Origin of the sequence: Gottfriedia endophytica, assembly GCF_017814275.1 — a bacterium.
Classification (GTDB): domain Bacteria; phylum Bacillota; class Bacilli; order Bacillales; family Bacillaceae_G; genus Gottfriedia; species Gottfriedia endophytica.
Map to the genome: position 1 here is coordinate 1 of NZ_JAGIYQ010000018.1, position 24,473 is coordinate 24,473.

The 24,473-nt window shown below is 35.8% G+C and carries 25 protein-coding genes, 1 rRNA gene and 2 other annotated features; all 26 genes read left to right on the top strand.

Translation table 11 applies throughout. From position 1 onward, the window contains the following. Positions 1-113 (top strand): 5S ribosomal RNA (rrf, locus tag J5Y03_RS17850); the annotation flags it as partial. Between the two features lie 304 nt (positions 114-417). Next, positions 418-879, top strand: a complete 462-nt coding sequence (locus tag J5Y03_RS17855; protein WP_209407369.1) for a CtsR family transcriptional regulator — start codon at positions 418-420, stop codon at positions 877-879. Positions 880-895: 16 nt separating this feature from the next. After that, the gene (locus tag J5Y03_RS17860; protein WP_209407370.1) at positions 896-1,447 is read left to right on the top strand and encodes a UvrB/UvrC motif-containing protein; all 552 of its coding nucleotides are present in this window, start codon (positions 896-898) and stop codon (positions 1,445-1,447) included. A gap of 3 nt (positions 1,448-1,450) precedes the next feature. Beyond that, a complete protein-coding gene (locus tag J5Y03_RS17865) occupies positions 1,451-2,518 on the top strand; it encodes a protein arginine kinase (protein WP_209407371.1) in 1,068 nt (355 codons plus the stop codon). Between the two features lie 24 nt (positions 2,519-2,542). Further along, positions 2,543-4,981 (top strand): ATP-dependent protease ATP-binding subunit ClpC, encoded by a 2,439-nt coding sequence (clpC, locus tag J5Y03_RS17870; protein ID WP_209407372.1) that lies wholly within the window; start codon positions 2,543-2,545, stop codon positions 4,979-4,981. A 180-nt stretch (positions 4,982-5,161) separates the two neighbouring features. After that, complete coding sequence (gene radA / locus J5Y03_RS17875) at positions 5,162-6,538, top strand: DNA repair protein RadA (RefSeq protein ID WP_209407373.1); 1,377 nt, start codon at positions 5,162-5,164, stop codon at positions 6,536-6,538. Between the two features lie 2 nt (positions 6,539-6,540). Then, complete coding sequence (disA, locus tag J5Y03_RS17880) at positions 6,541-7,614, top strand: DNA integrity scanning diadenylate cyclase DisA (protein ID WP_209407374.1); 1,074 nt, start codon at positions 6,541-6,543, stop codon at positions 7,612-7,614. Between the two features lie 78 nt (positions 7,615-7,692). Continuing rightward, positions 7,693-8,760: a PIN/TRAM domain-containing protein gene (locus J5Y03_RS17885; RefSeq protein ID WP_209407375.1), complete on the top strand. Its 1,068-nt coding sequence runs from the start codon at positions 7,693-7,695 to the stop codon at positions 8,758-8,760. A 29-nt stretch (positions 8,761-8,789) separates the two neighbouring features. Next, positions 8,790-9,476, top strand: a complete 687-nt coding sequence (ispD, locus tag J5Y03_RS17890) for a 2-C-methyl-D-erythritol 4-phosphate cytidylyltransferase (RefSeq protein ID WP_209407376.1) — start codon at positions 8,790-8,792, stop codon at positions 9,474-9,476. Positions 9,477-9,489: 13 nt separating this feature from the next. Next, complete coding sequence (gene ispF / locus J5Y03_RS17895; RefSeq protein ID WP_209407377.1) at positions 9,490-9,969, top strand: 2-C-methyl-D-erythritol 2,4-cyclodiphosphate synthase; 480 nt, start codon at positions 9,490-9,492, stop codon at positions 9,967-9,969. Between the two features lie 44 nt (positions 9,970-10,013). Then, positions 10,014-11,474 carry a glutamate--tRNA ligase gene (gltX, locus tag J5Y03_RS17900; protein ID WP_209407378.1) on the top strand — a complete coding sequence of 487 codons (1,461 nt, stop codon included), beginning with the start codon at positions 10,014-10,016 and terminating at the stop codon, positions 11,472-11,474. A gap of 46 nt (positions 11,475-11,520) precedes the next feature. Continuing rightward, positions 11,521-11,745 (top strand) — a binding site (T-box leader). 71 nt (positions 11,746-11,816) lie between these two features. Further along, on the top strand, positions 11,817-12,455 hold the full coding sequence (gene cysE, locus J5Y03_RS17905; RefSeq protein WP_209407379.1) for a serine O-acetyltransferase: 639 nt from the start codon (positions 11,817-11,819) through the stop codon (positions 12,453-12,455). Positions 12,456-12,459: 4 nt separating this feature from the next. After that, positions 12,460-13,860, top strand: a complete 1,401-nt coding sequence (gene cysS / locus J5Y03_RS17910) for a cysteine--tRNA ligase (protein WP_209407380.1) — start codon at positions 12,460-12,462, stop codon at positions 13,858-13,860. 4 nt (positions 13,861-13,864) lie between these two features. Continuing rightward, positions 13,865-14,281, top strand: coding sequence for a Mini-ribonuclease 3 (locus tag J5Y03_RS17915; RefSeq protein WP_209407381.1), 417 nt, complete (start codon positions 13,865-13,867; stop codon positions 14,279-14,281). Between the two features lies 1 nt (position 14,282). Beyond that, positions 14,283-15,026, top strand: a complete 744-nt coding sequence (gene rlmB, locus J5Y03_RS17920; protein WP_209407382.1) for a 23S rRNA (guanosine(2251)-2'-O)-methyltransferase RlmB — start codon at positions 14,283-14,285, stop codon at positions 15,024-15,026. A 34-nt stretch (positions 15,027-15,060) separates the two neighbouring features. Continuing rightward, on the top strand, positions 15,061-15,540 hold the full coding sequence (locus J5Y03_RS17925) for an NYN domain-containing protein (RefSeq protein WP_245208963.1): 480 nt from the start codon (positions 15,061-15,063) through the stop codon (positions 15,538-15,540). 65 nt (positions 15,541-15,605) lie between these two features. Continuing rightward, positions 15,606-16,256: an RNA polymerase sporulation sigma factor SigH gene (sigH, locus tag J5Y03_RS17930; protein ID WP_209407384.1), complete on the top strand. Its 651-nt coding sequence runs from the start codon at positions 15,606-15,608 to the stop codon at positions 16,254-16,256. 85 nt (positions 16,257-16,341) lie between these two features. Beyond that, positions 16,342-16,488 carry a 50S ribosomal protein L33 gene (gene rpmG / locus J5Y03_RS17935; protein WP_209407385.1) on the top strand — a complete coding sequence of 49 codons (147 nt, stop codon included), beginning with the start codon at positions 16,342-16,344 and terminating at the stop codon, positions 16,486-16,488. A gap of 95 nt (positions 16,489-16,583) precedes the next feature. After that, positions 16,584-16,766, top strand: a complete 183-nt coding sequence (gene secE, locus J5Y03_RS17940) for a preprotein translocase subunit SecE (RefSeq protein ID WP_209407386.1) — start codon at positions 16,584-16,586, stop codon at positions 16,764-16,766. A gap of 137 nt (positions 16,767-16,903) precedes the next feature. Beyond that, a complete protein-coding gene (gene nusG, locus J5Y03_RS17945; RefSeq protein ID WP_209407387.1) occupies positions 16,904-17,437 on the top strand; it encodes a transcription termination/antitermination protein NusG in 534 nt (177 codons plus the stop codon). Positions 17,438-17,607: 170 nt separating this feature from the next. Beyond that, positions 17,608-18,033 (top strand): 50S ribosomal protein L11, encoded by a 426-nt coding sequence (rplK, locus tag J5Y03_RS17950; RefSeq protein ID WP_142283142.1) that lies wholly within the window; start codon positions 17,608-17,610, stop codon positions 18,031-18,033. 110 nt (positions 18,034-18,143) lie between these two features. Continuing rightward, a complete protein-coding gene (gene rplA, locus J5Y03_RS17955; RefSeq protein ID WP_209407388.1) occupies positions 18,144-18,833 on the top strand; it encodes a 50S ribosomal protein L1 in 690 nt (229 codons plus the stop codon). Between the two features lie 54 nt (positions 18,834-18,887). Further along, positions 18,888-19,026, top strand: a sequence feature (ribosomal protein L10 leader region). Positions 19,027-19,070: 44 nt separating this feature from the next. Next, a complete protein-coding gene (gene rplJ / locus J5Y03_RS17960) occupies positions 19,071-19,571 on the top strand; it encodes a 50S ribosomal protein L10 (protein ID WP_209407389.1) in 501 nt (166 codons plus the stop codon). Positions 19,572-19,620: 49 nt separating this feature from the next. Further along, positions 19,621-19,980: a 50S ribosomal protein L7/L12 gene (gene rplL, locus J5Y03_RS17965; RefSeq protein WP_209407390.1), complete on the top strand. Its 360-nt coding sequence runs from the start codon at positions 19,621-19,623 to the stop codon at positions 19,978-19,980. Positions 19,981-20,095: 115 nt separating this feature from the next. Continuing rightward, on the top strand, positions 20,096-20,695 hold the full coding sequence (locus J5Y03_RS17970; RefSeq protein ID WP_209407391.1) for a class I SAM-dependent methyltransferase: 600 nt from the start codon (positions 20,096-20,098) through the stop codon (positions 20,693-20,695). Positions 20,696-20,934: 239 nt separating this feature from the next. Further along, complete coding sequence (gene rpoB, locus J5Y03_RS17975) at positions 20,935-24,468, top strand: DNA-directed RNA polymerase subunit beta (RefSeq protein ID WP_209407392.1); 3,534 nt, start codon at positions 20,935-20,937, stop codon at positions 24,466-24,468. The last annotated feature ends 5 nt before the right edge of the window (positions 24,469-24,473 follow it).

Here is a 24,473-nt window from a genome sequence, read left to right on the forward strand (position 1 = left end):
GGTAATTATGGCAAAGAGGTCACACCCGTTCCCATCCCGAACACGGAAGTTAAGCTCTTTAGCGCCGATGGTAGTTGGGGGCTTCCCCCTGTGAGAGTAGGACGTTGCCTGGTAACTGTAAAACTCTAGTCATATTGACTAGAGTTTTTTTGTATATTTGAAACAAAATACTAATGAATTCAGGCCATCTTACGTCATTATTAATCTATCGATTTCAATTGTAGAAATCAATAATGATCTTCTGATCAAAAATAACTTTTCATATAATACAATATAATCTTCTTTTTAAAGAATAGCTTATATGTGATTTGGAAAAAATAAAATGGGAAACAAATTAGTTGAAATTTTTATCAGAAGGAATATAATAATAGTCAAAGATAGTCAAAGTCAGTCAATATTAATAAGGGTGAAAGATGTATGAGAAATATTTCAGATGTTATAGAGCAGTATTTGATTAAGTACTTTGACATATCGAATAAAGAATATGTCGAGATTAAGAGAAGTGAAATTGCAACTAAGTTTGATTGTGTACCGTCTCAAATTAACTATGTTATTAATACACGATTTACACAGGAACGTGGATATATTGTAGAAAGTAAACGTGGTGGAGGAGGATATATACGAATAACAAAAGTACAGTTTCATGATAAAGCTAGTGTGATAGAGCAAATATTAAATAAGCTAAATCATTCAATTTCTCAATCAAGTTCTGTAGATTATATTTATCTTCTATTGGAACACAGTGTTATTTCAGAGCGTGAAGCGAAAATGATGTTAAGTGTAATCGATCGTTCTGTGCTAATGATAAATCTCCCCTATCGAGATGAATTGAGATCAAGAATGCTGAAGGCAATGTTAACGAGTTTAAAATACAAATAGTTATGGGGGGTTGGCTATGATTTGTCAGGAGTGTAAAGAGCGTCCAGCGACATTGCATTACTCAAAAGTGATAAATGGAGAAAAAACTGAGTATCATTTATGCGATAAATGTGCTCATGAAACAGGAAATAAATATTTATTTTCTGGATTAAATGGTTATTCGGTAAATGATCTGTTAGCTGGTTTGTTTAAGGGCAATACTGGAACATATGAAACAAATAAGAGACCTTTTTCTACACAAGATGAAATACAATGTGAGCGATGCAAAATGACTTATACTCAGTTTACAAAAATCGGTAAATTTGGATGTTCGCATTGTTATCAGTCATTTCAAAACCAACTTAATCCAATCTTAAAAAGAATTCACAGTGGGAATCTAGTACATGGTGGAAAACTTCCTTCAAGAGTAGGAGGTACACTTGCGATAAAGAGAGAATTAAAAGACTTAAGGACAATCCTTCAGTCCCATATCGAACACGAGGATTTTGAAAAAGCAATTGAAGTAAGAGATTCAATCCGAAAATTAGAGAGTGAATTACAACTACTTCAAGAGAGGGGGACAAATTAAGTTATGTCACTTCAAACAGTTATTAATCAAGCGATCAGCCCATGGATGAAGTGTGATGGTCCTGATGATGATATTGTATTAAGTAGCCGTGTTCGATTAGCAAGAAATATGAAAAATTATTTATTTCCGACCTTACTATCCACTGAAAAAGCAAAAGAAATCTGTAGCTTAGTGAAAAATTACTTTGAAGGTAATACATCTCTTCCGTTTGGACCATTTGAATACATTGAAATGGAACAAATGGAGCCAATTGAAAAAAGGGTATTAGTTGAAAAACATTTAATTTCTCCTAATCTTGTAGAAGACTCTATATATGGAGCATGTATATTATCAGAAAATGAACAATTGAGTATTATGATAAATGAAGAAGATCATTTGCGAATTCAGAGCTTATTTCCTGGCCTACAGTTGAAAGAAGCATTAAAACTAGCAAATGACATAGATAATTATATTGAAAGTCAATTAGAGTATGCGTTTGATGAAAATATCGGTTATCTAACCAGTTGTCCAACGAATGTTGGAACAGGGTTAAGAGCATCCGTTATGATGCATTTACCAGCACTTGTTATGACAAATCAACTAAGTAGAATGATACCGTCTATCAATCAATTAGGATTAGTCGTTAGAGGTATTTATGGTGAAGGTAGCGAAGCTTTAGGAAATATTTTTCAAATTTCGAATCAAATTACGCTTGGTAAATCTGAGGAAGAAATTACAGATGATTTAATTACCATCGTTCAACAATTAATCCAACAAGAACGATCTGTACGAGATGCACTAATGAAAACTTCAACAATTCAACTGGAAGATCGTGTGTATCGCTCTTTAGGAATTTTAAAATTCAGTCGTATTATCGAAACAAAAGAAAGTGCTAAGTGCCTATCAGATGTACAGTTAGGAATTGATTTAGGAATAATTGAAGGTCTACCTAAAAGACTTTTAAGTGAATTAATGGTTTTAACCCAGCCAGGGATTTTACAGCAATATGCTGGTCAACCACTACAACCGGTAGAAAGAGATATTCGTAGAGCAACTTTAATCAGAGAACGATTAGATTTAGAAAATAAATAATTATTTATATGGGAGGTACCAATTATGATGTTTGGTCGTTTTACAGAACGTGCACAGAAAGTTTTAGCATTATCACAAGAAGAGGCAATCCGTATTGGTCATTCTAATATTGGAACAGAACATATTTTATTAGGACTTGTACGAGAAGGAGAAGGTATTGCAGCCAAAGCTTTATTAGCGCTTGGTTTAAGTCCTGAAAAAGTCCAACAAGAAGTAGAATCTTTAATTGGTAGAGGCCAAGGAGTTGCACAAACAGTCCACTATACACCTCGTGCGAAAAAAGTTATTGAATTATCAATGGATGAAGCAAGAAAACTTGGACATTCGTATGTTGGAACAGAGCACATTTTACTTGGGCTAATTCGTGAAGGTGAAGGAGTAGCAGCAAGGGTATTAAATAATTTAGGGGTTAGCTTAAACAAAGCACGTCAACAAGTACTCCAATTATTAGGAAGTAATGAAAGTTCTTCTAATCATCAAAATGGCACTACTAGTCATGCAAATACTCCAACTTTAGATAGTCTTGCTCGTGACTTAACATCAATTGCACGTGAAGGCCGTTTAGATCCAGTTATTGGACGTAGCAAAGAGATTCAACGTGTCATTGAAGTGTTGAGTAGAAGAACAAAAAATAACCCAGTGTTAATCGGTGAGCCTGGTGTAGGTAAAACAGCTATTGCAGAAGGCTTAGCACAGCAAATCGTTAATAATGAGGTGCCAGAAATCTTACGCGATAAACGTGTTATGACACTGGATATGGGAACGGTTGTTGCAGGTACGAAATACCGTGGTGAATTTGAAGACAGACTAAAGAAAGTAATGGATGAAATTCGCCAAGCTGGTAATATTATTCTGTTCATCGATGAACTTCATACATTGATTGGTGCTGGTGGAGCTGAAGGAGCAATTGATGCATCCAATATTTTAAAACCATCATTAGCACGTGGAGAACTACAATGTATTGGTGCAACGACAATCGATGAATATCGTAAATATATTGAAAAAGATGCAGCCTTAGAAAGACGTTTCCAACCAATTCAAGTAGATCAACCAACTGTTGATGAATCGATTCAAATTTTAAAAGGTTTACGTGACCGTTATGAAGCGCATCACCGCGTATCGATTTCAGATGAAGCAATTATTGAAGCAGTTAAAATGTCAGAACGATATATTACAGATCGTTTCTTACCAGATAAAGCAATTGATGTAATTGACGAAGCAGGATCAAAAGTCCGTTTACGTTCATTTACGACACCGCCTAATTTAAAAGAACTAGAAGTAAAATTAGAAGAGGTACGTAAAGAAAAAGATGCAGCAGTACAAAGTCAAGAATTTGAAAAAGCTGCATCACTAAGGGATTCTGAGCAACGTTTACGTGAACAGTTAGATGAAACAAAACGTCAATGGAAAGAAAAACAAGGAAAAGAGAATTCAGAGGTAACTGTTGAAGATATTGCGAATGTTGTATCTTCATGGACGAATATACCAGTTACAAGACTTGCACAAACAGAAGCTGATAAATTATTAAATATGGAAGAACTTCTTCATAAACGAGTAATTGGGCAAGATGAAGCAGTTGTATCAGTTTCAAAAGCTGTCAGAAGAGCTCGTGCAGGTTTAAAAGACCCTAAACGTCCAATTGGCTCATTTATCTTCCTTGGACCAACAGGTGTAGGTAAAACAGAATTAGCGCGTGCATTAGCTGAATCTATTTTCGGTGATGAAGATGCAATGATTCGTGTTGATATGTCAGAGTACATGGAAAAACATGCTACATCACGTTTAGTCGGAGCACCTCCTGGATATGTTGGATACGATGAAGGTGGACAATTAACAGAGAAGGTTAGAAGAAAACCTTATTCAGTTGTTTTATTAGACGAAATCGAAAAAGCTCATCCTGACGTCTTTAACATTCTTCTTCAAGTATTAGAAGATGGAAGATTAACGGATTCTAAAGGTAGAACTGTTGATTTCCGAAATACAATTGTTATTATGACATCAAACGTTGGTGCAAGTGCCTTAAAAACAAATAAATATGTTGGATTTAGCGTAAATGATGATAAGAAAGATTACCAAGATATGAAAGGAAAGGTTATGGAAGAGTTGAAAAAGGCATTCCGCCCAGAATTCCTTAACCGTATTGATGAAACAATCGTTTTCCACTCACTTGAGAAAAAACATATTAAGGAAATCGTTCATTTATTAGCAAATAGTTTAGTAAAACGTTTAAAAGAACAAGATATTGAATTAGAATTAACAGAAGTAGCAATTGAAAAAATTGCGGAAGAAGGAATCGACCTAGAGTACGGTGCAAGACCGTTACGTCGAGCAATTCAAAAGCAAGTTGAAGATCGCTTATCTGAAGAATTATTAAAAGGTACGATTGAAAAAGGCCAAAAAGTTGTTTTTGATGTAAAAGATGGGGAATATGTGGTTAAAACGGCAGAGAAAATACAACAATAGGGCTATTGCATAGTAATCTTAAAAAATATTCAGTTTTTAGAAAGAAATTAATGAAAAATTCTTTCTAAATTCTAATTTTAGAAAAAGGGCGCAAAGCCCTTTTTCTTATATACTAAGTAATGTAGGATATATGTACATGCACTACTTAGTTGTTAGGTAAAGATAGAGGAGTTAGTGAGTATGGCTAAGAAAAAAACAAAGTTTGTTTGTCAGTCCTGCGGTTATGAATCGGTTAAATGGGTTGGAAAATGTCCAAACTGTAATGAATGGAATACAATGGTAGAGTTTATTGAAGCCCCTCCAAGTTCAAGAAGATTAACATTTCAAACGAATGCTAGCGCGGAAGGTGCTAGTCCAAAATCTATTATGGAAGTTGAAATAGGAACTGAAACAAGAATCTTAACAGATTTTCAAGAATTTAACCGTGTACTAGGCGGTGGAGTAGTACTAGGCTCACTAGTATTAATTGGGGGAGATCCTGGTATAGGAAAATCAACAATGCTACTTCAGGTTTCATCTCAACTTGCTAAAAATGATAATCGTGTACTATATGTTTCAGGTGAGGAATCACAAAAACAAATTAAATTAAGAGCAGAAAGACTTGGAATACTAACACCAAATTTATTTGTATTATCTGAAACAGATCTTACTTATGTTGCAAAATACATGGAAGATATGAATCCGGATTTTGTGGTTATCGACTCAATTCAAACAATTCACTTGCCAGATGTGACATCAGCACCAGGAAGTGTGTCACAGGTTCGAGAATGTACATCGGAATTAATGAGATTAGCTAAAACAAAAGGAATCCCAATTTTTATTGTTGGTCATGTAACAAAAGAAGGAGCTATTGCGGGTCCAAGAATGCTAGAGCATATGGTTGATGCAGTACTTTACTTTGAAGGAGAACGCCATCATACTTATCGTATACTTCGAGCAGTAAAAAACCGTTTTGGTTCAACAAATGAAATGGGAATATTTGAAATGAAAGAGCAAGGGTTAGTTGAAGTACTTAATCCTTCTGAAATTTTTCTTGAGGAACGTCCATTTGGTGTAGCTGGATCAACTGTAGTAGCATCGATGGAAGGGACAAGACCAGTTCTTGTTGAGCTTCAGGCTCTAGTTTCTCCGACGAGTTTTGGGAATGCTAGACGAATGGCAACGGGAATAGATCATAATCGTGTCTCATTGATTATGGCCGTTCTCGAGAAAAGAGTAGGATTACTTCTGCAAAACCAAGATGCCTATTTAAAAGTTGCAGGTGGTTTAAAACTAGATGAACCTGCAGTAGATTTGGCTGTAGCAGTCAGTATTGCATCTAGTTTCCAAGACAAACCGACACAGCCTACTGATGTAGTTGTTGGGGAGATCGGCTTAACTGGAGAAGTAAGAAGAGTTTCAAGAATTGAACAACGTGTACAAGAGGCAGCAAAATTAGGCTTCCATCGTGCAATCATTCCAGCAAAAAATATAGGTGGTTGGACGTTTCCAGAAGGTGTGGAAGTGATTGGGGTAAATTCTGTGCAAGAAGCACTCCGTATTGTATTAGGAGGGTAAGAATGGAAGAACAAAAAAATAAAGCTAAAACAATTCTCCCTGTACTACAAATGATTTCACCAGGTACACCTTTAAGGGACGGAATCGATAATGTATTACGTGCCCAAACAGGTGGATTAATTGTTTTGGGATTTAGTGATGAAATGAAAGAAATGGTTGATGGTGGGTTCCATATAAACGATTCTTACTCACCAGCAAGTCTATATGAATTAGCAAAAATGGATGGTGCAATTATTTTAAATGAAACTGGTTCAAAAATATTGTTTGCAAATGCACAGCTTATACCAGATTCATCAATTTTTACCATTGAAACAGGAATGCGCCACCGTACTGCAGAGCGGGTTGCGAGACAAACAGGAAATCTTGTCATAGCTATTTCACAGAGAAGGAACGTAATCACATTATATAAAGGGAATTTACGATATACATTACGTGATATAGGTGTCATTTTAACGAAAGCAAACCAAGCAATTCAAACACTTGAAAAATATAAATTAGTATGGAGTCAAGGAATCACATCATTGGGAATACTTGAATTCGAAGAGTTAGTTACGTTATTTGAAGTAGTGAATGTATTGCATAGTGTCGAGATGGTTCTAAGAATTAAAAATGAAATTAGCAACTATGTCATTGAGCTTGGGGCAGAGGGCCGACTAATAGAGTTACAATTAGTTGAAATTATTTCTGATTTAGAGGAAGAATCGCTGCTATTAATTAAAGATTATCACTATAATAAAGATGTAGATCCAAAAGTCGTTCTTCAGAAACTCCAAGAACTAGCAAATGAAGAACTCTTAGAGGATGCTGTCATCATAAAGCTACTTGGTTATCCAAATAATACAAATCTTGAAGAAATGGTTGAACCAAGAGGTTATCGAACATTAAGGAAAATATCGAGACTACCTCCACTAGTTATCGAAAATTTAATCGTACGTTTTAAAAATCTAAAAGGTGTGAACCGTGCATCTTTAACTGACCTTGATGATGTAGAAGGCATAGGGGAAGTCCGTGCGAAAAAAATTAAAGAGGGTTTAAAAAGAATTCAAGAACAATTGTATATCAATAGACACAATTGAAGTATTTAGACTAAGATAGTAGTATGTAAAATAAAAATGTAATACCAATTTATATATAATGTGATAGGAGGTGTAACAATGTTAAAGAGAATTGTACAAATAATTTATGTTTTGATTGGTTCTTCATTAGGAGTATTGCTATTTCCAATCTTTTTCCACCTTTTTAAAGCGCATGTACCCACATTCTTTCAATCATCTTACGTACAAGCAATTTGTGGAGCAATAATCTTTTTCATTTTATCACTTTGGTTAGTTGATTATACAGTTTCGTTTATAAAGTATATTGAAGAAAAATTATTAAGGGCCCCAATAACCGTTATCCTTTTCGGCAGTCTTGGGTTAGTTTTTGGACTTATAGTGGCGTATTTAATTTTATTGCCAATTGATTCAATCGGTTTAAAATCTCTTTCAACAGTTCTTCAAATCGTTATAACGATTCTTTTCGGATACTTAGGTTTCCAAGTAGGTTTTAAAAAGCGTGAAGAACTAGTTAGCTTATTTTCTCTTCCAGGAAAAAATAAACGAAAAAATATAGAAGAACCGGATTTTCAAGATATACCAGTAAAAATATTAGATACGAGTGTCATTATTGATGGGCGTATTGCAGATATTTGTCAAACTGGCTTTATAGAAGGAACTGTTGTGATTCCTCAGTTTGTTTTAGCAGAATTGCAATATATCGCAGATTCTTCAGATACATTAAAACGAAATCGTGGTCGACGTGGACTCGATATTTTAAATCGAATTCAAAAAGAAAACTCTGTAAAAGTTGAAATCTATGAAGGTGATTTTGAAGATATCCCTGAAGTAGATGCGAAACTCGTGAAATTAGCGAAAGTTAGAAGTGGTATTCTTGTTACAAATGATTTTAATTTAAATAAAGTAAGTGAGCTTCAACAAGTTAAAGTTCTTAATATTAATGACCTGGCTAATGCTATTAAACCTGTCGTATTACCCGGGGAAGTCATTCAAGCCTTTGTCGTTAAAGAAGGTAAAGAAAATAAACAAGGTGTTGCTTATCTAGATGATGGCACAATGATTGTCGTTGAAGACGGAAAAGATGTGATCGGTCAGCGAATTGATACGATTGTGACAAGTGTGCTTCAAACATCAGCTGGACGAATGATTTTTGCGAAGGTTAAGTAAGGTAGCATTTTTTAAGGAGTATAGAATTTATGCAATACAAAGTCGTTATACCTGCAGCGGGCTCTGGAAAAAGAATGGGTGCAGGTATGAATAAATTATTCCTAAAAATCGGTCATCAAACGATCATTGAAATGACCTTATCTGTATTTGGAAGGGATAAACGCTGTAATGAAATTATCCTACCAATCAATCCTGATGATCGTAAGTTGTTTGAGAGCTTACCTAGTATAAAAGAGTTCAAAGAAAAACTTACTTTTGTACAAGGTGGAGCTGAACGCCAAGAGAGTGTGTTCAATGGAGTAAGAGCAATTGATGATAAAAAATCAATTGTATTAGTGCATGATGGAGCTAGACCATTTGTAACCGATAAAATTATCTCAGCTTTACTAGAAAACAGTAAAAGTTCTGATGGTGTGATATGTGCTGTACCGGTAAAGGATACAATTAAAAAAATTGAGCAAGAGGTAGTAGCTGAAACAATTGATCGTTCAACATTATGGGCAGTACAAACACCTCAGGCTTTTACACAAGAAGTATTGATAGAATCGCATACTCTAGCTGAAGAAAAAGGATTTTTTGGAACTGATGATGCGAGTTTACTTGAATGGCAAGGTAAGCAGATAAAAGTTGTTATGGGTGATTACTTTAATATAAAAGTAACAACAAAAGAAGATTTAATTTTTGCAGAGGCAATTCTGCAAGGAAGACATGAGTAGAAGGTGAAGAAACATGTTTAGAATAGGACAGGGCTTTGATGTACATGCTTTTGCACAAAATAGACCGTTAATTATTGGTGGGATTGAAATTCCATATGAGTTAGGGTTACTAGGGCACTCAGATGCAGATGTTTTACTTCACACAGTTGCGGATGCATTACTAGGTGCAGTTGGAGAAGGAGATATTGGTAAACATTTTCCTGATACTGATCCAGCTTTTAAAGATGCGGACTCTGCAAAATTACTTGCACATGTGTTTTCGATTGTGAAAGAAAAAGGATATATGCTCGTGAATGCAGATTGTACAATTATTGCACAAGCACCTAAAATGGCTCCTTATATTGAGCCAATGAGAAATCGAATTGCTGAACTGTTGGAAACTGCGCCAGAAAATATTAACGTTAAAGCGACAACAACAGAAAAATTAGGTTTCACAGGCAGAAAAGAAGGAATTGCATCACAAGCTGTTGTATTGTTACAAAAGAAGGCTTAAACTAATATATTGAAAAAAAATTTAAATTTTGGAGAGTGTCATACATGTCTAAACGCGTAAGAGTTCGTTATGCTCCAAGTCCAACGGGGCATTTACATATTGGAAATGCACGTACAGCATTATACGTGTACTTATTTGCTAAACACTTTAATGGAGATATGGTACTACGTATTGAAGATACAGATATCGAACGAAATGTAGAAGGTGGAGAAGAAAGCCAAGCACGTTATTTACATTGGTTAGGTATCGATTGGAATGAAGGTCCAGATAAAGGTGGAGAATTCGGTCCTTATCGCCAATTAGAGCGTCTAGATCTTTACAAACAATATGCTGAGCAATTGATCGAAAATGGCCATGCATATAAATGTTATTGTACAGAGGAAGAATTAACAGCAGAGCGTGAAGCACAGATGGCAGCGGGACTTCCAACAACACGTTATAGTGGGAAATGTCGTCACTTAACAGCAGAACAACGTGCGGAAAAAGAAGCTGCTGGTGCAGAGCATACAATTCGATTTGCTGTTCCAGAAAATGACACGTATGAGTGGGAAGATATTGTTCGTGGTAATATCAAGTTTGAATCAAAAGACATCGGTGACTGGGTAATTGTGAAAAAGAACGGTATCGCAACATACAACTATGCAGTTGTAATTGATGACGCATTAATGGAAATTAGCCATGTTCTTCGTGGGGAAGAGCATATCTCAAATACACCAAAACAAATGATGGTATATCGTGCATTAGGATTTGAAGCACCTGAGTTTGGTCATATGGCAGTTATTGTGAACGAAAATCGCAAAAAACTTTCTAAACGTGATGAGTCAGTTCTTCAATTTATTGAACAGTACCAAAATCTAGGTTACTTACCAGAAGCGTTATTTAACTTTATCGCTTTACTTGGCTGGTCTCCAGTGGGTGAAGAAGAGATCTTCAGTAAAGAAGAATTTATTAAAATCTTTGATCCAAGTCGTTTAAGCTCTGCTCCAGCAATGTTTGATAAACAAAAATTAACTTGGATTAACAACCGCTATATTAAAGAACTACCATTAGAAAAAGTAGTTGAAATTTCTCTTCCACACTTAGTGAAAGCTGGATTTGTGAAGGAAGAACGTAACGCAGAAGAAAATAAATGGTTAACTGATCTTGTATCTCTTTACCAAGATCAAATGAGCTACGGAGCGGAAATCGTTGAGCTTTCAAGCTTATTCTTTAAAGATACTTTAACATTTGGTGAAGAAGAGCAAGCTGTTATCAACGAAGAACAAGTAAGAGAAGTTTTAACTGCTCTTGTTGCTGAGTTAGAAGCTGCCGAAGGATTTACAGTAGATTCAATCAAAGCTGCAATTAAAAATGTTCAAAAAGCAACTGGTCAAAAAGGTAAAAAATTATTTATGCCAATCCGTGTTGCAACAACTGGACAATGTCATGGCCCTGAATTACCAAATTCTATGACTTTATTAGGAAAAGAAAAAGTAATTGCACGTTTAAATCAAATTATTGGTTAACATTTAGGTAAATGTGTAATATAGTATAAAGAAACACATTTATATAGACAAAATGTTGAGAGGGAAAAGTACATTATTGAATGCTATTCAGAGAGAATCACAGTAGCTGAGAGTGATTTTAGCAGGATAAATGGAAGTGCACCCTTGAGTCTTTAGTTGAACGAGTATTCTAGTAGGCTAAAGCGGTGGAAACCGTTATATTACATGAGTTGAGGCATAAGCAATCTATTGCCTAAACAGAGTGGAACCGCGCGTATAAGGCGTCTCTGTGTTATAAAAACACAGGGGCGCCTTTTTTATTTTCATATATATAAAGATTAAGCTCCTAGGGGGGAGAGAAACTTGTTTAGACATATGAAGGAAGATGTCGCAACAATATTTGAACGTGATCCAGCTGCAACTGGTTATCTAGAAGTATTGTTAACTTATTCTGGTCTTCACGCATTATGGTTTTACCGAGTAGCACATTTTTTCTTTAAGAGAAAATGGTATTTCATTGCAAGAGCTATTTCCCAAATTGCACGTTTTTTCACAGGTATTGAAATCCATCCAGGAGCTAAAATTGGTCGTCGATTCTTTATTGACCACGGTGCGGGAGTCGTGATTGGTGAAACGTGTGAAATTGGGGATGACGTGACACTATATCAAGGAGTAACCCTTGGTGGTACGGGAAAAGAAAAAGGAAAACGACATCCAACGCTTAAAGACGGAGTACTTGTTGCAACTGGAGCAAAAGTTTTAGGTTCGATTACAATTGGGGAGAATGCTAAAATTGGAGCCAATTCGGTTGTACTAAAAGATGTACCAGATGATTCGACAGTTGTTGGTATTCCTGGGAAAGTGGTTGTTCAGAATGGTGTTAGGGTGAAAGATCAATTTGACCACTGTGAAATGCCCGATCCTGTTACTGATCGACTTGTTCAGCTAGAGACAGAACTTAATGAATTAAAACAAATATTACTAATGTCAGAAAGGAAGTAAGAAGATGGGTATTCAAATTTATAATACAATGTCACGTAAAAAAGAAAATTTTGTACCTTTAGAAGAAGGTAAGGTCAAAATGTATGTGTGCGGTCCTACGGTTTATAACTATATTCATATTGGAAATTCACGTCCTGCAATCGTTTTTGACACGGTAAGACGTTATTTTGAGTATCGAGGCTTTGAAGTAAACTTTGTATCAAATTTTACAGATGTAGATGATAAGTTGATTAAAGCTGCAAATGAAATGAATTCAGATGTACCAACAATTGCAGATAAATTTATTAATGCATACTTTGAAGATGTGCATGCATTAGGTTGCAAAAGTGCGACACATCATCCACGTGTAATGGAAAACATGGATATTATTATTGATTTTATTGTTAAATTGATTGATAAAGGATATGCATATGAATCTGAAGGTGACGTATACTTCAAGACAAGAGAGTTTAAAACATATGGTAAATTATCTCAACAATCAATTGAAGATTTACGTTTAGGTGAAAGAATTGAGGTTGGTGAAAAGAAAGAAGATCCTCTTGATTTTGCTTTATGGAAAGCGGCAAAACCAGGTGAAATCTACTGGGAAAGCCCGTGGGGTAATGGTCGCCCAGGCTGGCATATCGAATGCTCTGCCATGGCGAAAAAATATTTAGGCGAAACAATTGATATTCATGCTGGTGGTCAAGATTTATCTTTCCCTCATCATGAGAATGAAATTGCACAATCTGAAGCATTAAATGATCAAACATTTGCAAATTACTGGATGCATAATGGTTACATTAACATTGATAATGAAAAAATGTCTAAGTCTCTTGGTAACTTTGTCCTTGTACATGACATTATAAAGCAAATTGATCCAATGCTACTACGCTTTTTCATGTTATCAGTTCATTACCGCCATCCGATTAACTATAGTGAAGAATTACTACAGGATGTAAAAAATGGTTTTGAGCGTATCCAAACAGCTTATCAAAACGTTACTCATCGTATAGAAAGTAGTACGAATTTAACAGAGAACGACGATAAATGGATTTCTGAGTTAGCTGAACAAAAAGCAGAGTTTGTAAAAGCGATGGATGATGATTTCAATACTGCAAATGCAATTTCGGTACTATATCAAGTTGCTCGTATTGCAAATCAATACTTATTAGAAACTCACACTTCTACAGCTGTTCTTCAAGAAATTTTAAACACATTTACTGAATTAACATCTGTATTAGGGGTTAATATTGTAAAAGAAGAAGAATTACTGGATGAAGAAATTGAAGCGTTAATTGAGAAACGAAACGAAGCTCGTAAAGCCCGCGATTTCAAATTAGCGGATGAAATTCGTGATCAACTAAAAGCTTTGAACATTATCATAGAAGATACTCCTCAAGGCATTCGCTGGAAAAGAGGGTAATGAATTGTTACATTCAGAAAAGACAGTTGATGCAAGACAATTAAATAGCTTGGCTCTTGCTTATATAGGTGATGCGGTGTACGAAATATACGTACGCCATCACCTGTTAACAAAAGGAACTGTGCGGCCGAATCAATTGCATAAGGCTGCAACTTCTTTTGTATCTGCAAAAGGACAAGCGAAAATCATTAAGCAAATGTTTACAAATGACATGCTAACAGAAGAAGAAATAGCTGTTGTTAAAAGAGGACGTAATGCAAAATCTGGTACGGTTCCTAAAAATACGGACGTGCAAACTTATCGTTATGCAACGGCATTTGAAGCATTAATTGGATATTATTATTTATTAAAACAAGAAGAACGACTACAAGAATTAATAGCTTTTTCAATTCAACACATTGAGTCGGAAAAAGGAGTATAACATGTCAGAAGAATATATTATTGGACGTAATCCTGTTATGGAAGCTATTCGTTCAGGAAGAGATATTAATAAAATTTGGGTTAGTGAGGGTGCGAACAAAGGTCAAATTCACAAATTGCTTGAACTAGCTAATCAAAATAAAGTTTTGATTCAAACTGCACCGAATAAAAAATTGGATAGTATGGTTGAAGGTAATCACCAAGGAGTGGTCGCTTCTGTTGCAGCTTACGAATATGCTGAGTTAGATGACCTATTTGCTTTAGCTGAAAAAAGAAATGAGCAACCATTCTTTTTAATTCTAGATGAGATTGAAGATCCACATAACTTAGGGTCAATTATGCGTACAGCAGACGCTGTTGGAGCACATGGTATTATTATTCCTAAAAGAAGAGCTGTTGGATTAACTGCAGCAGTAGCAAAATCTTCAACGGGAGCGATTGAATATATACCTGTTGCACGCGTTACGAACTTGGCAAGAACAGTAGAGGATTTGAAACAAAGAGGCCTTTGGATTGTAGGAACGGATGCAAAAGGGGCTGACGATTATCGAAATTTAGATGGTAATATGTCACTCGGCTTAATTATTGGAAGTGAAGGAAAAGGAATGAGTCGTATTTTAAAAGAAAAATGTGATTTCCTTATTAAGCTACCGATGGTTGGGAAGGTAACTTCCTTAAATGCTTCAGTTGCAGCAAGTTTGTTAATGTATGAAGTGTACCGCAAAAGAAATCCTCTTGGATCATAAAAAAACAGAGATATTAGTAGTTGATGGATATAACATGATCGGAGCTTGGCCGGTTTTACGGAAAATTCGCGAAGAAGATTTTGATAAAGCGCGTGATCAGCTTGTTTCAATGTTGGCTGATTATCAAGCTTTTACTGGGACAAAAGTCATTGTTGTCTTCGATGCCCATTTTGTAAATGGAATTGAAAAAGTTGATGCCAAGTGGAAAGTTGAAGTCATCTTTACACGAAAAAATCAAACAGCGGATGAAAAAATCGAAAAACTGGTAATTGAGCTTAAACATGTTAATCATCAAATTTACGTTGCTACATCTGATTTTACAGAGCAGTGGCAAATTTTTGGACAAGGTGCACTACGGAAACCAGCTATGGAGCTGTACCGTGAAGTTACATTAAGTAAACAATCCATTTCAACTCGAATAAAAGAAATACCAGATAAAAAAAATTCGATTAGTAAGACGCTAACTAGCAAACAAACAGAAATTTTAGAAAAATGGCGAAGAGGGAAACAATGATTTGTTGTTTCCTTTTTTGAATTGTTGTATAATTAAGATAAATTGCTTGTTTGGGGGTGTTAGTAGTGGTTGCGGACCATAATAATAAGGTAATAACGCTTTATTGTCATTTAGAGGATGAAACAATTGTTGAGTTTGTACATAATGGGGACCTTGAAGCATTAGATTATATAATTCATAAGTACCGCAATTTCGTGAAAGCGAAATCGAGATCCTATTTTTTAATAGGTGCTGACCGTGAAGACATAGTCCAAGAAGGCATGATCGGACTTTATAAAGCAATACGTGATTATAAGGAAGATAAACTCTCTTCATTTAAAGCATTTGCTGAGCTTTGTATAACCCGCCAGATTATTACTGCAATAAAAACCGCAACTAGACAAAAACACATCCCTTTAAATTCATACGTATCTTTGGACAAGCCTATCTATGATGAGGAATCAGACCGTACGCTTCTCGACGTTTTATCTGAGTCAAAAGTGATGGATCCCGAAGAATTGATTATTAATCAAGAAGAAAATGTGGACATAGAGTCTAAAATGTCAGAATTATTGAGCGATTTAGAGAAAAAGGTTCTTTCATTATATCTTGAAGGGCGATCTTATCAAGAGATTTCAGAGGAGTTAAAAAGACATGTGAAATCGATTGATAATGCCTTACAACGCGTAAAAAGAAAACTTGAGAGATACATGGAAATTAGAGAGCTTTCTGTTTAAGGCAGTATTTACCTGGTTTGACAGTTTGTATATACCATGTTACATTCTAAATGGATAGATATAGACCGTATAGGCTGGTGTCAACATGAGAAAAAAAGTTGTTCTTTCTTGTAGCACGTGCAATAATCGCAATTATACAACAATGAAAAATTCATCTTTACAAGAGAGATTAGAAATAAAGAAATTTTGCAAAACATGTAATGAGCACACAATTCATAGAGAAACAAAATAATTAAAATGTGGGTTCCATTTTATTTTAATTCTTAGAGCTTTAGAGGAGAACCACGTATGAATCTAAACAAAAGATGATAATCGGGGGTTGCGTCGATGGGTCGTATTTCAAAATTCTTTCGTGATGTAAAAATCGAAATGAAAAAAGTTGCTTGGCCAAAAAGAAAAGAAATGGTTAATTCAACAGTAACAGTTCTAGGCACAATGCTATTTTTTATCTTATTCTTTGCCGTTGTTGATTTAGGACTTTCAAAACTTATTCGACTTGTTATTGAATAAGCATACTTAGTTTGTGCTATAATAGTAAATAATGTCTTAAAAAACCCGGTGACGGGTTTTTTAATTTGGCTGAAAAAATCTAAATTTATAATCATTAGCTGAATGATCGGGGAGGGAAGGACGAAGAGTCCTCTAAAATGGAAAAAAGATGGTATGTAGTTCATACTTACTCAGGATATGAAAACAAGGTAAAAGCAAACTTAGAAAAGCGTGTTGAAACAATGGGCATGCAAGATAAAATTTTCCGAGTAATTGTACCGGAAGAATCTGAAGTAGAAATGAAGAACGGAAAAGAAAAAGTAACAAAACGTAAAGTGTTTCCTGGATATGTTCTTGTTGAGTTAGTAATGACGGATGATTCATGGTACGTGGTAAGAAATACTCCAGGTGTAACGGGATTTGTTGGTTCTGCTGGTGCAGGCTCAAAACCAACACCTCTACTTGAAGAAGAAATAGATCATATTCTTAAACACTTAGGACTAGACGAACAAGTGATAGATATTGACTTAGAATTAAACGAAGTAGTTCGCTTAAAAGATGGCCCGTTTGCGAATTATACTGGTTCTATCAAGGAAATTGACTATGAAAAGAAAAAAGTTACAGTTCTTGTTGAGTTTTTCAACAAAGAAACGCCAGTTGAACTTGATTTAAATCTTGTAGAAAAATTATAATTCTAAACTTGCATTTTTTTGATGGAAGTGATAGAATTTTTAAGGTCAATATGCCTCGATTAAGATGGCATATTTGAAACTGTATTTTAGAATATGCATTTACATGCAATCGATATGAGTGGGAGGGTTTATCCCTATTACCACATCACGGACTTAAGGAGGTGTGTCTCGTGGCTAAAAAAGTAATTAAAATGGTAAAATTACAAATTCCTGCAGGTAAAGCAAACCCAGCACCACCAGTTGGTCCTGCATTAGGACAAGCAGGTGTTAACATCATGGGCTTCTGTAAAGAGTTTAACGCTCGTACAGCAGATCAAGCTGGTTTAATCATCCCTGTTGAAATTACGGTATTTGAAGATCGTTCGTTTACATTTATTACGAAAACTCCTCCTGCTGCTGTTCTTCTTAAAGTAGCGGCTGGTATTGAGTCAGGTTCTGGTGAACCAAATCGTAAAAAAGTAGCGACAGTAAAACGCGATAAAGTTCGCGAAATTGCTGAAACAAAAATGCCTGATTTAAATGCTGCTTCAGTTGAAGCTGCAATGCGTATGGTAGAAGGTACTGCACGTAGTATGGGTATCGTTATTGAAGACTAATCCCATCTTCAATAGATGAATTGAGAGGTTGCGAGTATCACGCGTTGATTTTTCGCAACCTTTATTCGTGGGAGGTAAATCCGTTAAAACCACATTAGGAGGAAATGAACATGGCTAAAAAAGGTAAAAAATACGAAGAAGCTATTAAATTAGTAGATCGTACAGCTGTTTATGCAGTAAATGAAGCTGTTGAGCTTGTAAAGAAAACATCAACTGTAAACTTTGACGCTACAGTTGAAGTAGCATTCCGTTTAGGAGTAGATCCAAAGAAAGCTGACCAACAAATTCGTGGTGCAGTAGTTCTTCCACACGGTACTGGTAAAGTACAACGTGTATTAGTATTCGCTAAAGGCGAAAAAGCAAAAGAAGCTGAAGCTGCTGGTGCTGACTTCGTAGGTGATGCTGATTACATCAACAAAATCCAACAAGGTTGGTTTGACTTTGATGTAATAGTAGCAACTCCAGACATGATGGCTGAAGTTGGTAAATTAGGTCGTGTATTAGGACCTAAAGGTTTAATGCCAAACCCTAAAACAGGTACAGTTACTTTCGACGTAACTAAAGCTGTTAACGAAATCAAAGCTGGTAAAGTTGAATACCGTGTTGATAAAGCTGGTAACATCCACGTACCAATCGGTAAAATTTCTTTCGAAAACGAGAAATTAGTTGAAAACTTCACTACAATCTTTGAAACTATGGTTAAAGTTAAACCTGCTGCAGCAAAAGGAACTTACATGAAAAATGTTGCAATCACTTCAACTATGGGCCCTGGTATCAAAGTTGACCCTGCATCATTCTAATTGTAAATTAAAATTGACAATTCGTTAAGGCTGAACTATAATAGGTTTTGTCTTGCTAATTAAATAGATGTACCGTAGACAGTAGGTGCTTGATAGCTTAATTTCCTACCGAGGTGTATAACTGATAAATTCTGTTGCATATACAACCTCCATGTCTTTTTTCGGAAATTCGTGGAGGTTTTGTTATGAATTACACTTTTGCGGTATATACACATAATCCTACAGGAGGTGTAATATATGAGCGCTGTATTAGAAGCTAAAAAACAAGTTGTTTCTGAAGTTGCTGCTAAATTACGTGATAGCAAATCAACAATCGTTGTTGACTACCGTGGTTTAAATGTTTCTGAAGTTACTGAATTACGTAAACAATTACGTGAAGCTGGCGTTGAGTTCAAAGTTTATAAAAACACTTTAACTCGTCGTGCTGCTGAAGAAGCTGGCTTAGCTGGTTTAAACGAATCTTTAACTGGTCCAAACGCAATCGCGTTCAGTATGGAAGATGTTGTTGCTCCTGCTAAAGTTTTAAACGACTTCGCTAAAAAACACGAAGCGTTAGAAATCAAAGCTGGTGTAATTGAAGGAAACGTCGCTACGGTTGATGAAGTTAAAGCTCTTGCTGAACTTCCATCTCGCGAAGGTTTACTTTCTATGTTGCTTAGCGTGCTACAAGCACCTATCCGCAACCTTGCTCTTGCAACAAAAGCTGTTGCAGATCAAAAAGAAGAACAAGGCGCATAATGCCAAAATTGCATAAATTATTTAAGGTAAAATAAGGAGGAAATTTACAATGACTAAAGAACAAATCATTGAAGCAGTTAAAAACATGACTGTATTAGAATTAAATGACTTAGTAAAAGCAATCGAAGAAGAGTTTGGCGTAACTGCTGCTGCTCCTGTAGCTGTAATGGCTGCTGGTGGCGAAGCTGCTGCTGAAAAAACTGAATTTGACGTAGTATTAGCTGGTGCTGGAGATCAAAAGATCAAAGTTATCAAAGTAGTACGTGAAATCACTGGTTTAGGCTTAAAAGAAGCTAAAGAATTAGTTGACAACACTCCAAAAGCAATCAAAGAAGGCGCATCTAAAGAAGAAGCTGAAGAAATGAAAGCTAAACTTGAAGAAGTTGGCGCTTCTGTAGAAGTTAAATAATTTCTATTGAATATAGGAAAAGCTCGCATCTAATGCGAGCTTTTTTTGTACCTAAAACAGAAAAGTTGGAAAAACTATATTTATAGAAATTGATAATAAAGGAAGGTGCTTCAGAGTGAGTGATCATTATTATACATATCAACCAGGAAGTAAAAGTGATCAGAAAAGTTTTGTGTTCAAGTTAAGAGGGAACGATTTAAAATTCACATCAGATTCAGGTGTATTTTCAAAAAATGAAGTTGATTTTGGGTCTAGAGTTTTGATTGAAGCTTTTGTATTTCCGGAAGTAAAAGGGGATATTCTTGACGTTGGATGTGGATATGGCCCGATTGGATTATCGATCGCAAAAGATAAAAAAGATACGTTAGTTGAAATGGTTGATGTGAATGAGCGAGCTTTAGAGTTAGCGAAGTTAAACGCTGCTATTAACCAGATTGAAAATATAAATATTCATAGAAGTGATATGTTTGAAACGGTTAATGGGAAGTATGCTGCCATTTTAACAAACCCACCAATTAGAGCTGGCAAGAAGGTTGTGCATACGATATTAAAAGATTCCTATGAGAAATTATTACCAGGCGGAGAACTTTGGGCTGTCATTCAAAAAAAGCAAGGAGCTCCTTCTGCACTTGAATTATTAAAGGAGACATTTGGTGAAGTTGAGGTAGTCGAAAAGAAAAAAGGGTATTATATCATAAAAAGTAAAAAAGATTGACTCTAATTTTTGCTTGTGATAACATTATTAAATGCCAATGTATATTTATTTTCAAAAATCATTTTTTTGGAAGTGAGTATATTTCTATACAACTTGGAAAAGATAGTAAAATGACTGTCGTTAAGTTAAATAAATGGTTTTCTTAGGTGAAACCATTTTATTTTTTGTTCAACAAGTAGATTAATTGATACTTGTTTCTATTATTGTTTTAAATACTCTTGATTTGAGGGGTGAATAAGTTGTCAGGTCAACTAGTTCAATATGGACGACACCGCCAACGTAGAAGTTACGCTCGTATCAGTGAAGTACTAGAGTTACCTAACTTAATTGAAATTCAAACCGCATCTTACCAGTGGTTCTTAGATGAAGGTTTAAGAGAAATGTTCCAAGATATTTCTCCAATTGAGGATTTTACAGGTAATCTATCACTTGAATTCGTTGATTACAGTTTAGGTGATCCAAAGTATGTTGTAGAAGAATCAAAAGAACGTGACGTAAACTACGCTGCGCCACTTCGTGTGAAGGTTCGATTATTAAATAAAGAAACTGGCGAAGTAAAAGAACAAGATGTCTTTATGGGAGATTTTCCTTTAATGACAGATACAGGCACATTTATTATAAATGGTGCTGAACGTGTTATCGTATCGCAATTAGTTCGTTCTCCAAGTGTATACTTCAGTGGTAAAGTCGATAAAAATGGTAAAAAAGGCTATACTGCGACAGTTATACCAAATCGTGGAGCTTGGTTAGAATATGAAACAGATGCAAAAGATGTAGTTTATGTTCGTATTGACCGAACTAGAAAACTACCAGTTACAGTGTTACTTCGCTCATTAGGTTTTGGAAGTGATCAAGAAATTCTTGACCTATTAGGTGAAAATGAATATCTACGTAATACTCTTGAAAAAGACAATACAGATAGCTCTGAAAAAGCACTGCTTGAAATCTATGAAAGATTACGTCCTGGCGAACCGCCAACGGTTGAAAATGCTAAAAACCTATTAATTACTCGTTTCTTTGATCCAAAACGTTATGACTTAGCGAGTGTAGGACGTTATAAAATAAATAAAAAGTTACACATTAAAAATCGCTTGTTTAATCAACGTATCGCTGAAACATTAGTTGATCCAGAAACTGGAGAAATTATTGTTGAAAAAGGCACTACGCTTGATCGTCGTACTTTAGACCGTATTCTGCCATTCTTAGAAAAGAATATTGGTGAAAAAGCAGCTCATCCATTGAGTGGTGTAATTGAGGAAGATATTTTACTTCAATCAATTAAAATTTATGCTCCTGTTGAAGGTGAAGGCGAACAAATTATTCAAGTAATTGGAAATGCCAATGTTAGTAAGAGTGTAAAGAATATTTCACCTGCTGACATTATTGCTTCGATTTCTTACTTCTTTAACCTGCTACATAATGTAGGTGATACAGACGATATCGACCATTTAGGAAACCGTCGTTTACGTTCAGTTGGTGAGTTATTACAAAACCAATTCCGTATCGGTTTATCTAGAATGGAACGTGTTGTTCGTGAACGTATGTCTATACAAGATACGAATGCAGTTACACCGCAGGCGTTAATTAACATTCGTCCGGTTATTGCATCGATTAAAGAGTTTTTTGGTAGCTCTCAGTTATCTCAATTCATGGACCAAACTAACCCACTAGCAGAATTAACTCACAAACGAAGACTATCAGCATTAGGACCGGGTGGATTAACTCGTGAACGAGCTGGTTTCGAAGTACGTGACGTACACTATTCTCACTATGGTCGTATGTGTCCGATTGAAACTCCAGAGGGACCGAACATTGGTTTGATCAACTCATTATCATCATATGCAAAAGTAAATGAATTTGGTTTCATTGAAACACCATATCGTCGTGTTGATCCAGAAACTGGACGTGTAACTACGCGTGTAGATTACTTAACAGCTGATGAACAAGATAACTATGTTGTTGCCCAAGCAAACGCTCGTTTATCTGATGAAGGGGATTTCCTTGATGAAGATGTAGTAGCTCGTTTCCGTGATGAGAACGTTGTAGTTAAACGCGAACGAATTGACTATATGGATATCTCTCCAAAACAGGTTGTGTCTGCTGCGACAGCATGTATTCCGTTCTTAGAAAACGATGACTCGAACCGTGCTCTAATGGGTGCGAACATGCAACGTCAGGCAGTACCGTTATTAAATCCTGAATCTCCGATTGTTGGTACAGGTATGGAATACGTGTCTGCAAAAGACTCTGGTGCTGCAGTAATCTGTAAACATCCAGGTATTGTTGAATGTGTTGAGGCAAAAGAAGTTTGGGTTCGTCGTTATATCGATGTTGATGGACAAAAAGTAAAAGGTGACCTTGATAAATATCGTATGCTTAAATTCGTACGTTCAAACCAAGGTACTTGTTATAACCAACGTCCGATCGTTAGCGTTGGTGACGAGGTTGTAAAAGGTGAAATTCTTGCAGATGGACCTTCTATGGAAAAAGGTGAGTTAGCATTAGGACGTAACGTGCTTGTTGCCTTCATGACATGGGACGGTTATAACTACGAGGATGCGATCATCATGAACCGTCGTTTAGTAAAAGATGATGTTTATACTTCAGTTCATATTGAAGAATATGAATCAGAAGCTCGCGATACAAAACTTGGACCTGAAGAAATCACGCGTGATATTCCAAACGTTGGTGAAGATGCTTTAAAACATCTTGATGAGCGTGGAATCATCCGTATTGGTGCTGAAGTAAAAGATGGTGATTTATTAGTTGGTAAAGTAACACCTAAAGGGGTTACTGAGTTAACTGCTGAAGAACGTTTACTTCATGCAATCTTCGGTGAAAAAGCTCGTGAAGTTCGTGATACATCTCTACGTGTACCGCATGGTGGTGGAGGAATTATCCTGGATGTAAAAGTGTTCACTCGTGAAAACGGTGACGAATTACCACCAGGAGTTAACCAATTAGTGCGTGTATACATCGTTCAGAAACGTAAAATTTCTGAAGGGGATAAAATGGCTGGTCGACATGGTAATAAAGGGGTTATCTCTCGTATCTTACCAGAAGAAGATATGCCATTTATGCCAGATGGAACACCAGTTGATATCATGTTAAACCCATTAGGCGTACCTTCTCGTATGAATATCGGTCAGGTGTTAGAATTGCACTTAGGTATGGCTGCGAGAGCACTAGGTATTCATGTTGCTTCTCCAGTATTTGACGGAGCTCGTGAAGAAGACGTATGGGGAACAATCGAAGAAGCTGGTATGGCGAAAGATGCGAAAACTGTACTATATGATGGACGTACAGGTGAACCATTTGATAACCGTGTTTCTGTTGGTGTTATGTACATGATCAAACTTGCTCACATGGTTGACGATAAGCTACATGCTCGTTCAACTGGACCATACTCACTTGTTACTCAACAACCACTTGGTGGTAAAGCACAATTTGGTGGACAACGTTTCGGTGAGATGGAGGTATGGGCACTTGAAGCATACGGTGCTGCATACACTCTTCAAGAAATTCTTACTGTTAAATCAGACGATGTTGTTGGTCGTGTGAAAACATATGAAGCAATTGTTAAAGGTGAAAATGTTCCAGAACCAGGAGTACCTGAATCATTCAAGGTATTAATCAAAGAATTACAATCACTTGGTATGGACGTTAAAATGATGACAATTGATGATCAAGAAATTGAAATGCGTGATACTGAAGATGATGAAGATCAATCAGCAGAAAATTTAGCTATGGATATGGAATACGTTAAGGAATAAGTATT

What these genes read in the sequence shown, in the direction of transcription:
- J5Y03_RS17925 (WP_245208963.1), top strand. Translation starts at nt 15,061, where the DNA reads ATGATCGGAGCTTGGCCGGTTTTACGGAAAATTCGCGAAGAAGATTTT.
- nusG (WP_209407387.1), top strand. Translation starts at nt 16,904, where the DNA reads ATGGAAAAAAGATGGTATGTAGTTCATACTTACTCAGGATATGAAAAC.
- secE (WP_209407386.1), top strand. Translation starts at nt 16,584, where the DNA reads ATGGGTCGTATTTCAAAATTCTTTCGTGATGTAAAAATCGAAATGAAA.
- rlmB (WP_209407382.1), top strand. Translation starts at nt 14,283, where the DNA reads ATGTCAGAAGAATATATTATTGGACGTAATCCTGTTATGGAAGCTATT.
- J5Y03_RS17860 (WP_209407370.1), top strand. Translation starts at nt 896, where the DNA reads ATGATTTGTCAGGAGTGTAAAGAGCGTCCAGCGACATTGCATTACTCA.
- J5Y03_RS17885 (WP_209407375.1), top strand. Translation starts at nt 7,693, where the DNA reads ATGTTAAAGAGAATTGTACAAATAATTTATGTTTTGATTGGTTCTTCA.
- J5Y03_RS17855 (WP_209407369.1), top strand. Translation starts at nt 418, where the DNA reads ATGAGAAATATTTCAGATGTTATAGAGCAGTATTTGATTAAGTACTTT.
- ispD (WP_209407376.1), top strand. Translation starts at nt 8,790, where the DNA reads ATGCAATACAAAGTCGTTATACCTGCAGCGGGCTCTGGAAAAAGAATG.
- clpC (WP_209407372.1), top strand. Translation starts at nt 2,543, where the DNA reads ATGATGTTTGGTCGTTTTACAGAACGTGCACAGAAAGTTTTAGCATTA.
- J5Y03_RS17865 (WP_209407371.1), top strand. Translation starts at nt 1,451, where the DNA reads ATGTCACTTCAAACAGTTATTAATCAAGCGATCAGCCCATGGATGAAG.
- rpmG (WP_209407385.1), top strand. Translation starts at nt 16,342, where the DNA reads ATGAGAAAAAAAGTTGTTCTTTCTTGTAGCACGTGCAATAATCGCAAT.
- rplJ (WP_209407389.1), top strand. Translation starts at nt 19,071, where the DNA reads ATGAGCGCTGTATTAGAAGCTAAAAAACAAGTTGTTTCTGAAGTTGCT.
- gltX (WP_209407378.1), top strand. Translation starts at nt 10,014, where the DNA reads ATGTCTAAACGCGTAAGAGTTCGTTATGCTCCAAGTCCAACGGGGCAT.
- rplA (WP_209407388.1), top strand. Translation starts at nt 18,144, where the DNA reads ATGGCTAAAAAAGGTAAAAAATACGAAGAAGCTATTAAATTAGTAGAT.
- disA (WP_209407374.1), top strand. Translation starts at nt 6,541, where the DNA reads ATGGAAGAACAAAAAAATAAAGCTAAAACAATTCTCCCTGTACTACAA.
- radA (WP_209407373.1), top strand. Translation starts at nt 5,162, where the DNA reads ATGGCTAAGAAAAAAACAAAGTTTGTTTGTCAGTCCTGCGGTTATGAA.
- ispF (WP_209407377.1), top strand. Translation starts at nt 9,490, where the DNA reads ATGTTTAGAATAGGACAGGGCTTTGATGTACATGCTTTTGCACAAAAT.
- cysS (WP_209407380.1), top strand. Translation starts at nt 12,460, where the DNA reads ATGGGTATTCAAATTTATAATACAATGTCACGTAAAAAAGAAAATTTT.
- rplL (WP_209407390.1), top strand. Translation starts at nt 19,621, where the DNA reads ATGACTAAAGAACAAATCATTGAAGCAGTTAAAAACATGACTGTATTA.